The 12,839-nt window shown below is 49.8% G+C and carries 7 protein-coding genes; 1 reads left to right on the top strand and 6 read right to left on the bottom strand.

Annotation, left to right across the window (positions count from 1 at the left end; translation table 11 throughout):
• Window positions 1-27: 27 nt before the first annotated feature.
• From R70723_RS10620 to R70723_RS10605, 4 genes are all read right to left on the bottom strand, one after another.
• Complete coding sequence (locus tag R70723_RS10620; RefSeq protein WP_144027182.1) at window positions 28-5,697, bottom strand: DUF5011/hyalin repeat domain-containing protein; 5,670 nt, start codon at window positions 5,695-5,697, stop codon at window positions 28-30.
• A gap of 439 nt (window positions 5,698-6,136) precedes the next feature.
• A complete protein-coding gene (locus tag R70723_RS10615) occupies window positions 6,137-6,802 on the bottom strand; it encodes a hypothetical protein (protein WP_039871880.1) in 666 nt (221 codons plus the stop codon).
• A gap of 167 nt (window positions 6,803-6,969) precedes the next feature.
• On the bottom strand, window positions 6,970-7,623 hold the full coding sequence (locus R70723_RS10610) for a deoxynucleoside kinase (protein WP_039871878.1): 654 nt from the start codon (window positions 7,621-7,623) through the stop codon (window positions 6,970-6,972).
• Complete coding sequence (locus R70723_RS10605; protein WP_039871876.1) at window positions 7,620-8,243, bottom strand: deoxynucleoside kinase; 624 nt, start codon at window positions 8,241-8,243, stop codon at window positions 7,620-7,622. The genes R70723_RS10610 and R70723_RS10605 overlap by 4 nt, the downstream gene beginning before the upstream one ends.
• 161 nt (window positions 8,244-8,404) lie before the next feature.
• On the opposite strand from R70723_RS10605, the gene R70723_RS10600 reads away from it, so the two are divergent.
• A complete protein-coding gene (locus R70723_RS10600; RefSeq protein WP_039871873.1) occupies window positions 8,405-9,979 on the top strand; it encodes a stalk domain-containing protein in 1,575 nt (524 codons plus the stop codon).
• A 300-nt stretch (window positions 9,980-10,279) separates the two neighbouring features.
• On the opposite strand, the gene nspC is transcribed toward R70723_RS10600, so the two are convergent.
• Both nspC and R70723_RS10590 read right to left on the bottom strand, forming a co-directional pair.
• On the bottom strand, window positions 10,280-11,416 hold the full coding sequence (nspC, locus tag R70723_RS10595) for a carboxynorspermidine decarboxylase (RefSeq protein ID WP_372238277.1): 1,137 nt from the start codon (window positions 11,414-11,416) through the stop codon (window positions 10,280-10,282).
• Window positions 11,417-11,436: 20 nt separating this feature from the next.
• On the bottom strand, window positions 11,437-12,636 hold the full coding sequence (locus R70723_RS10590) for a saccharopine dehydrogenase family protein (protein WP_039871869.1): 1,200 nt from the start codon (window positions 12,634-12,636) through the stop codon (window positions 11,437-11,439).
• Window positions 12,637-12,839: the final 203 nt, after the last annotated feature.

Below are 12,839 nucleotides of genomic sequence, written 5' to 3'. Positions count from 1 at the left end.
TATAGTCCCCCTGTTCATAGTTCTTTTCTAGTTCGTGCTGCTGACGAAGAAGGTCGCATACTCACGGTCGCGCTCCTGCGTTCTCACGATAATTGTGTACCAGCCGGCTTTCGGGAAAGTAACCTTGTACTGGCCGCTTACCAGCTGATCATAGGTGATTTTGGTAGCGATGGATTTCATTTGCCCTTCGCGGTAGAGTCCTGACTGATACATCAGATCGAATGTACCCCACTCGTTAACTTTATCAGCGCCAGCTACCTTCATAGTGTTGTAGCCGCTAATTTTGAATGTAATGGTATTGCTGCTGAACAATGCCGATTCTCCGGAGGAAGCTGAAATCAGTGTATCGTCTCCGAAAATAAGCAGTCCGCCGTCTTTGACTACAATGACATCCTGTGTCGCAGTCGTTTTGTTGCCTACCTGGTCTGTTGCTGTGTAAGTAACCTGCTGGCGTCCCAGCTTGGTCAGGTCAAGACCGGTAACCTCTACCTTCACATCAGCTGCTGCGGAGACATTATCGGATACAGTGTATCCGCCGAGATCAACAGCAAATTTAAAGTCCTGCTTGTTCTGGGCAATGCCGACCGCGCTCTTTTTCAATGTCAGCTCAGGTGCTGTATTATCCAGACCCTTTACCGTCACCGGAATTTTGCTGGAATTGCCGAGCAGATCGGAAATCGTCATCACTGTTGAGCCGGCGCTCTCAAATTCTCTTGAGTAAGTGAAGGTTCCGTCAGCTGCACTGATTTTGTTCGTGTAGCTTGCACCGGACTGGATCGGCTTGAGACCCGAGAACACCATATTCGGAGCGGTCGTCTTGCCGGATACCGTCACTTTGACCTTACCCTGTGCGTACTCCTGTCCGCCAATCTTAACGATCTTGCTGTCTGGTACTGCTTTTCCTGCGGCATCCACGAACGTATAAGTGACTTTATCCGCATCCGGCGCAGTGTTCAGGATATTGGTTACTGTTTCTTTAACAACTGTTGTATTACCGAACTGGTCAGCTACTGTAAAGGAAGCTACACCGTTCTCTTTCATTGAGATAGTCTGGTTCTGGCTGGTGATAAAAATCTGCTTCGCCGAATTGTCCGCTTTTTGCACTTCCAGCGTCACTCCGGAGGAGAGAACCACATTGCCATTGCCGTCCAAAATCGTGCCGAATACCTTACTGCCATCAGCTCCGTATTGGTAGGAGCGGACAATCTTCACCTTAGGTGCTTCCTTATCAATATTGTTAACTGTAGCTACCGCTGTGCCGGTATTGCCTGCGGCATCCTTGAATTCAAAGGTAAACGAGCCGTTCTCGGTAAAGGTATAAGAGCTCTTGCCGTTGTTGTTCGTAATAATAATCGGCTCAGAAGAGTCAACCAGTGTGGCTGTAACATTGCTGTTAGTCAGTGCCGTGAACGGATATTCAACGGTAGCCATTGGTGCCGTCCCATCCACATTCTTAACAACGATGTACAGGGTGTCGGTACGCTCGGCATCATTAAGGTCAATCAGATCAAAGCTGTAGAAGCCGTTCTCTTTAACATTAAAGGTATTGCCGGTGCGTACCGGTACGGTCGGATTCACCTTGCCGACAATAACCTTCACGCCTGCCGGAACCGCCACTTCAATGTTGGCACCAACAGTGGCATTTACCGGACTTGTTGTATTCATGCCGGCCAGCGCATACACCGGAGCCTCATCCGGCATCTGGGCCGGAATCTCCAGCTTGGCAGCGTCGCTGATCTTGCCGCCCGGCGTTCTGTACTTGACCATGACTTCCAGGAATGCAGGATTGCTTGTCGGAACCTTTACCGATACAAAGTTCGTGTAAGGCTTCCAGTTTACCCAGCTTGCACCGTTATCCGGCGAAATGGAGTATTCATAGCCTGCTTTGTCCTCTGTTTCGAGGCTCAGCTTCACAATGGCGGTATAGCCGTCTTCTTCATCACCCGACAGATACAGGAGGGCCGATTCGGCAGCCGCCGGAGGCGCTTCTTTATCTCCGCTTGCTGAAACCTTGAAGCTTTCTGGAGTGCGGGAAATGACACTGTTGCCTGCTCCGTCAACGGACCATACATACAGGATGTAGTCCACTACTTCACCCGGCTTCAAATCCTTGCCCGTAATATCAACGGCTCCGCCAAACGGGAGGTCTGTCCATCCCTGGGAGACTGCCTCAGGTGCAGCCGCATCCGCTTTGACCCATTGATATTTCGTCTTCGCGCCTGTCTTGCTGTACAGCTCTGAAACAGTAACGTTCAGTGTCTGTTTAGGCAGCGGATAATTCACGCCGTTTTTGCTGTACGTTACAGAGGACGGCTCGTTATCAAAATAGTAGGCTTTGGAGTAGTAATACGCCTTGTCGCCTTGTTTCACGATTAAGTGCACATACTGTACACCGTTCTTGGTGCTGTCCGCTGGAATCAGATAGGTGAGCTTCTCAGGCTCTTCTGCTGCCAGCAGCATAGCCGCCTGATCTGCAGCCTCTTCCAGCTGGGCATCAGCTGATGGTGCGGCAGAAGCTTGAGCTCCGCTTTCCGCTTCCGCAGCTGCTGCGGCAGTTGGTGCCACAGTTGGCACGGCAGCTGCTGCCGGTGTAGCTGAAGCTTCAGCCTCAGGTGTTGCTTCCAGTGCATTGACAGCTACTTGCTTAAAGCTGCCTGTATTCAGCAGACCAACGGACAGCAGCTTCATCATTGCCGCTGGTCCGGCCGCTGCGCCTACTACCGGCTCCAGAGCCGGATCTGCTGCAGGTGTTGGTTCCGGAGTTACTTCCGGCCCGCTTCCGCCACCGTTTTCCGCTGGAGATGGTGTTGGTGCTGGTGCTGGCGTTGCTTCCGCTCCGCCGCTGCCTCCTTGAGTGGATGGAGACGGTGATGGCGAGCCTTCAGGAAGCAATTTTTTCTGGATGATTTCCACCGGATCAAGTGCGGTGAATTCACCTTCGCTAACCGGATGATTGGAGCTGCCTGTAATCGCATATCCGACGAAGTCCGGTGTGATGCCACCTATGCTGAACATAACATCGTGGCTTTGCACATAATTTGCGTTTGCTTCCGGCAAGAAAGCTGCCGGCATGCTGTCCTGTGAATTAACAGTGATCGTATTGCTGTAAGCTACATCTGTAATCTCATTACCGGCTTTGTCAGCCGCCTTGAGGTAGAGCCAGTAGCTTCCGTCTTCAAAAACATCCTCGTAAGTGGATTGGGTTACTGTTGTGCCGTTGTAGTTGGCCGGCTTCCAGTCCACATCCGCCGGCTGATTGCCGTCTTTAACCCACTGGTACTTCACGGTATCGATTCCGCTGTGCGGATCAGATACAAGGGCTGTAATCTCAACGCTATTCGAGTTGTCGTTGCTCGGAGTTCCGTTGGCAATAACAGGAACCTGATTATCCAGCTTCAGGATTCCGACATTATGAGTCCAGTTGGAATCAGCCTTCATGAAATAGTCCAGCTTCCATACATTTGTGTCGCCGTATTGCCCAACAGCAACCAATGCCTTATTGTCGGCATACAGAATTTTTTCATCTTCAGTGCCTGGAGCCTCTGCAAGCCAGGCCTTGTACTGCTCATCATGCTCTCTGACATATTGCTGCTTCAGCTCGTACTGCTTCAGCTCACGCGCTGAATCCCAGGTCATGTCTGCAGTCCATGTGTGCAGATACCACTCTCCGCTGTTCTCAGAGGTAAAGGCTTCTGCCGGAGGTGTCAGCAGGTTCGTCTTGTTATTGGCAACCTGGAGCTTGATATCCTGGAACTCGTCCGGATACAGCTCCTCTGAAGGCTGCTTCGCAGACAGTGCGTACCGTTTGAGCGCTGCATAGTTATCATCCGCTACAGATGCGAATGGATCTGCCGGATTCTGGCTCCACAGGTAGTACACCAGACCAACCGACGGCGAAGCCGAGCCGGTCATATTTGACGGGCGGTAAATCCCCCGGCTTGGTCTGTCAAGGCCGCGGTCTGCTGCAATCGGATCAAGGGCAGGAACCTTTACTGCCGGATCATTGGCATCAATCGTAACCTTGCCTTTTTTCTGATAAGTCGTATTGCTGCCTCCGCCGGTTTCATAACGGTAGCCGATGATCGGCAGCGTATTGTCGATGGACAGATTCGCCCAGTCGATCTTGGAATTGACCAGCGACGTATCGCCGTCCACATGCTCGCCGTCATAGTTGGCCGGCTGGAACAGCAGGTTACCTGCATAGTCCTGAATGACGTTGATGTCCGTGTTATCGCCCTTCGCATCATGCGAAAGCGCAATGACCTTGAGCAGCGGCGCTTCAACAGCAGTACCGCCAGGAACGGTCATCCGGAACGTCCAGTTCTTAGTATTGGAGCCGCCTGTGTAGTAAGCCTTCATGCCGTTATTGAAGCGCAGGAAGGTCTGGGCGGTAATCCAGCCTTTTTTAACAACAGCCTCTTCGGTCATTTGTACCGTAAAGTCAATAATGTCGCCTTCGTTAAGCGTTACCCCGGTCAGAATCTCCGGCTGGATGCCGTTTCCGACCTTGGTATACTTCGGTCTTACCGCATCGACAATGACCCGGTAGCCGCCGCTTTTGTAGTTGAACGGGTCAACTGTCTTGCCCTGTACATTCGGCAAGCTCGCTGAGCTGCCGGCATTCGGGAAGCTGATCGTTGCCATGTTACCCGCCGCATCGGCAAGTCCGGCTGCCGTGAATTTCTCCTGCATCGTCTGCTCCATCGGAGGATTGTTCGGGGTTGTCCCTGCAATCTTCGGCTCCACCGGAAGATTTCCGCTCTGGGAGTATTCATTCGGGCTGTAGGAGAAGGCGATCGAATTATTCAGCGTACTCAGATTAGAGGAGCTGTAAGTGATGTTCTCCAGATACTGCATCTGTCCCGCACCGGGAAGACCCGTACCCGCCGGGTTCATAAACAACGGATGCCGGAGGAAAAACTCAGAGTTGCTGGCTACCAGCGTTGTAGGCTTGACCGGCTCTGTGAAATTATAGGCGACTGTTACATTTTCGCTCTTTTTCACATACAGCTCAGTTTGATTGATTGTTGTATTCTCACGGGTTGCACCGTTGCCGGTGAAGGTGTAGTTGTTCAGTACCGGACGCTGCATGTCCTCAAAATTGAGGTAGAAGCCGCGTACACCTGCCGCCTCGCCATCATCATCCCCTTCACCGTAGACCCACACATTGATTACGGAGTTTGGAGTAATAACAGCAGTTGCAGATTTGTTGTAAACCTGGCTGCCCCCGGTTCTTTCATTAATAAGCTCTCTTCCATCGATGCTGATTTTAATAGCAGAATGACGTGTCCATAAAAATCCGGAGTGACGTCTCAGAACCGCGAAGCCGGTCTTCATTTCGGCATGTCCGCTCTTGGCCATTTCCCGCAAAATAGGATTATCCGCTACGCGGACTTCAAATTGTACTGTCGCTTCATTATCGTTAACCCCTGCAAAAATATCTCCGCGGGACCAATCATATTGGGCATCCTTATCCGTCTCGGTCTGTCTAAACCCTTCTACCTGATTGTTATAGAAGTTAATAAATGTATTGGTAGCAGAGTAGGACAGATTTCCTATACGCGCCCCGCTTTTAAAGACCACTTCGATGTCCTTCGCCGCAGCCTGCACCCGCCCTGTCCACACATCGGGTATCAAAGACAGCAGCATAATAATAGTCAGACTTAACGCGGTGTATTTCTTTGCTTTCCTGCTCATCAGCAATTCGATGCTCCCCCTTATTGTTTCATCATTCTCCGTCCGCCGTCCTACAAGAATTGTTGGTGTTTAGTCTTTTTTACCTTATAGCTGCACGCTCTCTCCTTTCGGCTCCCTTACGACGGACAAGAATAATTAGCTTCTTAATACCTATTTTTTCATATCTGAAGTCCATTCTATCAGGACGCTCTAAACAAACTCTTAACAAATCTCGACAAAATTCTGTTTCAGAGGGGTAAAAAGGGGGTAATTTGCATGAATATGTGATTTTTCTAAAAATAAATTTTTTTATTCGACTTTTTGTCTCAAAACAAACGTCGTTTTCTTAGATTTAGAGCCACCTTTTATCTGTCCGCATGAATGATTTTCATTAGTGAAAAGGAAAAAAGCCACATGGAGTTGATCACTCACATGTGGCACTATACGTTTTAAATGTTATTCATTCTAATTTCCTGGAGCTTCCCTTCTCAACGTCTATTTCAAACTGCTCTTGTGGTAATCGGAGTTTCTCTGTTGTGGACAGAAAGTAACGAGATGAGTTTTTAGCCGGTTCAAGAATCACCCAATTATTCACTTTTCCCACTATAAGACTATTAATTTCACGTGTCTGAATATTGATAGGGATATATTTTTCCTCTTCAGATTCAACCTCCTTTAAATAAAGCCTCGCATTACTATTGCTTTGAAATAGATTAATTAATTCAATTCTGTATTCATATTTGCCATCTGCAGTTATCTTTAATGAATCACTTTCTATCTTTTTTTCTGTCCAGCCATTGGAGGCGACACTATGTATTAAGATGACACAAAGTACTATTGATAGTAATATCCCTACGAATACGCCAAAGTGGTGAACACTAGTTGCCGGAGTCCATCCTTCAAGTAAGATTTGTGTAAAGCCTAAAACCAGCCCTAGCAAAGGAACAGCTATCAGAATTAAATAAGCGGTCCCGACAATATCCATTCCCCGTTGGAAATATGCAGTTGAACCAGCTATAAACCATATAAGAGAGGAAACACTCAGAATTAGTATTGATACTACCACAACTTTAAACCATGTCGGCATACTCGATTTTCCCATTTTGATCTGTCTGTATATTTCCAAGTAATCTTCATCTCCCTATTCCAGCTACCTCACCCGGGCACCTTTACGACGATGCATTAAATCTACCACAGGCCTCTGAACAATCTCTGAAATCCCTTCATTCTTCTCTCCCCGCAAAAAAAGCCAACCGCACCGGCTGGCTCCTGCTATCTTCTATATATAAAATATCACTTCGTCACCGCACTCCGGTTGATCGCCTTGCCCACCTGCTCCAGGATGGCAGACATCGAAGCCGGGTCATTGACATCATAGTCGTCGATGTTCAGGCGCAGCACCGGGCAGGCGCTGAATTCGTTGATCCACTGGGAATAACGTCCGTGCATATGCTCCCAGTAGGAGACATCGGTCTGGATTTCCATCTCGCGGCCGCGTTCATTGATCCGGGTAAGGATCGACGGCAGGCTGCCTTCGATGTAGATGAGCACGTCAGGATGCGGAAAATACGGCGTCATCACCATAGCCTCATACAGGCTGGTATACGTGTCGTAGTCGGTCTTGGACATGGTCCCTTGATCGGCATGCATTTTGGCAAAAATCCCGGTGTCCTCATAGATCGAACGGTCCTGCACAAACCCGCCGCCCAGCTCGAACATCTTCTTCTGCTCTTTGAACCGCTCCGCGAGGAAATAGATCTGCAGATGGAAGCTCCATCTTTCAAAATCATGATAGAACTTTTCCAGGTAAGGATTGTGGTCCACCTGTTCGAGCGAGGTCTGGAAGTTCAGGCGCTGCGCCAGCGCTCCGGTCAGAGTCGATTTCCCGACGCCCACCGTTCCGGCTACTGTAATAATGGCGTTGTCCGGGATGTTATATGTGTTCATTTCATAAGCTCCTTTAATTGTGCGGCGATTGCACGGTAGTCTTCCTGATTTTCTACAAAATCGACCTTATTCCCGTCAATGGTCACGATTACGGTCGAGGGCTCACGGACGGCCAGCTGGGCCATCGCATCGTCATAGTCTTCGATCAGCTGCTGCAGATAGGCTTTGGAGATTTCCTCCTCAAACGCCCGGGCACGCTTCGCAATTCTCTTCAGCAGGGTATCCAGATCCGCTCTAATATACAGAATAATATCCGGCTTCGGCAGATCATCGGTGAGCACGTGGTAAATCTCACGGTATTTGTCCCGCTTCGTGCCTTTGAGTGTCCGTTCGCTAAAAATCAGATTTTTATAAATATGATAATCCGAAATGACCGGTTTTCCTTTCTCTATGTACTCGGTCACGGTGTCTTCAAGCTGCTTGTAACGGTTGCAGAGAAAGAACATTTCCAGCTGGAAGCTCCAGTCGTCCATATTCTGATAAAATTTGTCCAGAAACGGGTTCTCCTCCACAATTTCCTTGACGACCGGAAGCCCCAGCTCTTCGGCCAGCATCGTAGTCAGTGTCGTCTTACCAGCCCCGATTGGGCCCTCTACTGCAATAAAAGGTGCATGTTTCATTAACGCTGATTTCCTCCTCAGATACGGACAAAACTAAAAAACAGACTAGGATATTGTATCACAGGTCAGCCGACAATGAGCGACATTTTTCTTCAGAAACTTTTTATAGGGATGGAGCGTCTAATTGTAAGTTAATGGATTTCAGTAAAAGGGGTTTTTATATGAAAAAATGGACCAAACTGCTCAGCCTGGCGCTAAGCTTAGCCGCAGCAACCGGTATTCCTGCAATCGGCAACGCTGGAACGGCGGAGGCTGCTGATACTGTAGCCGCAGTTTCCAGTATCACCGCCTACGGGCCAACACACCTGATCAAAAATGACGGTTCCCTCTGGGTCTGGGGCGACAGCCATTCCGTGCCAACGAAGGTACCGGGACTATCCGAGATTAAAGCTTCCTTTAGTCTAGCCGGAGGCGGACTAGCGGTTAAGCAGGATCTCTCCGTCTGGCAGTGGCAGACCAATACCAGGACCTTAGCAATGGAGACAGAACAAATGCCGGAAATGGCCGGTCTGACGGACCTTGCACTGGTGCAGGGTACATACCTGGCTGTAAGCGGGGCGGGTGCTGTCTACCAGGGGGCTTTACCTGACGATGATGCCAGAAGGGTTACCTTCTCCCCTGTAGCCGGGATAGATAAAGTAACTGCCGCCGGAGGCTATTCTGAGGATAACAACCAGGGGTACTGGAACAGATACCTGTTCCTGAAGCAGGACGGGACGGTCTGGACCTCTACAGATCAGCTGGCCTCCTTCCAGCCCGTCCAAAAGCTGAGCGGCATCATACAGCTGGAGAGAAACTTTGCGCTTGCCGGAGACGGTACACTCTGGACCTGGCCCATCGAATCAATCTATAATCCGGTTGCCGGCAGCGATGTAATGAATCCCGTGCCTGTTACCGGACTTAAGGATATCCGTATCCTTCGTGACAACGGGCGCAGCACGCTTGCTATCGACGACAGCGCCAGCCTCTGGTTCCGGGGCATGACCATTACCGGCAGCTCCGACGGTACGACCTTTCATGAGCAGGCGGTACCGCTGCGTTTTAGCGGAATCAATAATGTAACGGATGCTTATATTATGGAACGTTCTATCGTAGCTCTAACATCTGACGGCAAGGTATATACGGCCTCTATCGGCGAAGAAACAATTTCTGCAGATGCAGTGTTCACATTGCTGGCCTCCAATATTACCTCCATTGAGGGCGGCGGACGCCACATCATTATGCAAAAAAGTGATGGCACCCTCTGGGGCTGGGGCGTCAACAAAAACGCGCAGCTCGGCTACGCCAACTATGACTTTAGCTTTGATCAGCCGGTGCCGATGCAGAAGCCGATAGCCGTTACCCTGAACGGGGAACCGGTTTATCTGACCAACGGTGTGATTACCCGCAGCGGCCAGAACTTTGTCCCTTTGCGCTCGCTGTTCGATAAGCTGGGAGCTATCGTCGCCTATAAGGAGAATCATACAACCACTCCAACCAGTAACGGCGGCACAACATCCAAGGTGGACAAAATAGTAACCATTACCCGCACCGCCGCCAGCAAACCGGCCCTTTCCATCTCCATTAATACCGTGAGCGGAGAGACAACGGTCAATGGTAAAAGCGTAACCCTGGCCACACCGCCGTTCATTGTGAACGGTACAATCTATCTTCCGCTGCGCTTTATCAGCGAGCAACTCGGGGCTACTGTCAGCTGGCTGCCGCTGCAGGAGGAGATTGCAATTAGTATGAAGTGATGCGGGGCTGCTTTTTGAGCATAACTGCACTTTCTGCAACTATTCGGCGCGAAAAGAGTCCATTTTTCATTTTAACTGCAGTCTGTGCAATTAAAAGTCCCCATTTTGCTTGATAGAGCCAAAATTGCCGCTTTTAGTTGTATGAAGTGCAGCTAAAGCCGTGGCGACAGCGAAAATGTGCATAATAAGTGTACAAAGTGCAGCTATTCACTATTCACTCTCTACTTTCCACGAGAAATCAAAAAAGCGCCCTGCAAGCCAGCCACAGCCGGCTTACAAGGCACTTTATTATACAAAGAATTAAGACAAACGGCCGCTGAAGTCGCTGTATTCAAACTCGCGGATGATCTTCAGGCCCTCTTCATCGTTGTAGGAAGCGATGGCCGGCAGGTTCACGCCGTTGAACATATGGTTCTTCACCATGGAATAGATCGCCATGTCAAGGAAGACCAGCTTGTCACCGTATTTCAGCGGTTCAGGGAAGGAATAATCCCCGATGATATCCCCGGCCAGGCAGGTCATGCCGCCGAGTCTGTACGTGTACGGATATTCTCCGGGCTGCCCGGAGCCGATGATGTTCGGCCGGTAAGGCATCGCGAGCACGTCAGGCATATGGCATTCAGCCGAAGTGTCGAGAATGGCAATATCCATGCCGTTATGCATTGTATCCAGTACAGTGGCTACCAGGTACCCGGTATTCAGCGCAACCGCTTCACCCGGCTCCAGGTAGATCTGCACATTGTAGGTCTCTTTCATATGAAGGATACACTTGATCAGTGTCTCCAGATCATAATCGTCGCGGGTAATATGATGGCCTCCCCCGAAGTTGAGCCATTTCATGCCGTGCAGATACTGCCCGAACTTCTCCTCTACAACCTTGAGCGTGCGCTCCAGAGTATCAGAGTTCTGCTCACACATGGTGTGGAAATGCAGACCTTCAATGCCGTCGAGCTCTTCCGGACGGAAGTTCGGCAGCGTTACACCCATACGGGAGTAGTTGTAGCAAGGGTCATACAGCGGCACTTCAATCTCGGAATATTCCGGATTGACACGGATACCGCAGCTGATTGGCTTGCCGGCATTCTGCACCCGGTCCTTGAACCGGCTCCACTGGTCAAACGAGTTGAACACAATGTGGTCGGTATAGCCAAGCAGCTCATCGAATTCACGGTCCATGTAGGCCGGTGCATAGACATGCACTTCCTTGCCCATCTCCTCGAAGCCCAGACGGGCTTCGAACAGGGAGCTGGAGGTAACGCCATGCAGGTACTTGCCGACCAGCGGGTACAGCGCGTGCATGGAGAACCCTTTTTGCGCCAGAAGGATCTTCGCTCCGGTACGCTCCTGCACGTAGTTCAGGGTCTCCAGGTTCTTCTTGAGCAGCCGCTCATCAACAAGATAAGCAGGTGACGGCAGCGAGCTGATGTCGATATCGATTTCTTTCATTGCCTTACGCCCTAGTCCAGCAGCGTCGGCGAGAAATCTTCTTGCCAAGGCAGCCCGTGTTTGTTAAGTGCATCCATGAACGGATCCGGATCGAACTCTTCGATGTTGTGTACGCCCGGCTTGTTCCAGATACCCTTGATAATCATCATAGCTCCGATCATAGCAGGAACGCCGGTTGTGTAGGAAATGGCCTGGGAGCCCACTTCTCTGTAGCATTCTTCATGATCACATACATTGTAGACATAATACGTTTTTGGCTGGCCGTCTTTTGTACCCTGAATGATGCAGCCGATGTTGGTTTTACCCTTGGTTCTTGGTCCGAGGGATGCCGGGTCAGGCAGGATCGCCTTCAGGAACTGCAAAGGAATGATCTCTTTGCCTTCATATAGGATCGGCTCGATCGAAGTCATACCGACATTCTCCAGCACCTTCAGGTGAGTCAGGTAATTCTGCGAGAAGGTCATCCAGAAGCGGATTTTCTTTACGCCAGGAATATTCTTGGCCAGGGATTCCAGCTCTTCATGATACAGCAGGTAAATGTCCTTAGGACCGATCTCCGGGAGATCGTAGACTTTCTTCTCGGACAGCGGAGCTGTTTCAATCCACTCGCCATTCTCGAAATAACGTCCGTTAGCGGTAATTTCACGGATATTAATCTCTGGATTGAAGTTGGTGGCAAACGGGTAACCGTGGTCGCCGGCGTTCGCATCAACGATATCAATTGTGTGAATTTCGTCAAAATAATGCTTCTGGGCATACGCAGTGAACACACCGGTTACGCCAGGGTCAAAGCCGCTGCCCAGCAGGGCTGTAATGCCGGCCTTCTCAAATCTTTCCTTGTACGCCCACTGCCAGGAATACTCAAATTTCGCAGTATCCTGCGGTTCGTAGTTAGCTGTATCTACATAATGTACTCCGGTAGCCAGGCAAGCATCCATGATCGTCAGATCCTGGTATGGGAGAGCCACATTAATCACGACATCCGGCTGGAAGCTCTTGATCAGTTCAATAACCTCGTCCGTGTTGTCCGCATCAAGCTGAGCCGTAGAAATCTTCGTCTGGCCGCCATCCAGTTTCTCCTTAAGAGCATCGCATTTCGACACCGTACGGCTGGCAATACAGATTTCTTCGAATACATCCGGGTTCTGGCAGCATTTATGAACAACAACGCTTGCTACGCCGCCAGCGCCAATAATTAACGCTTTTCCCACAATTAATAACCCCCTAAATTTGCTTAAGTTATTAGTTATTAGCCTTGCTGCTCTGGATCCGTTTCGTTGTCAGTCGTTTCGTTTCATCAAGCTTGGGCAGGCTACATCCTATGAAAAATCAACAAGGCTGATTATACAGAAACATTTTCAATAAATCAATAAAAAACGACAAAAATTGATACATAGTCTGTAAAATCTTGCGA

Origin of the sequence: Paenibacillus sp. FSL R7-0273, assembly GCF_000758625.1 — a bacterium.
Taxonomy (GTDB): domain Bacteria; phylum Bacillota; class Bacilli; order Paenibacillales; family Paenibacillaceae; genus Paenibacillus_AQ.
The sequence above is the reverse complement of the archived record's forward strand: the minus strand, read 5'-3'. Positions and strand labels throughout refer to the sequence as shown.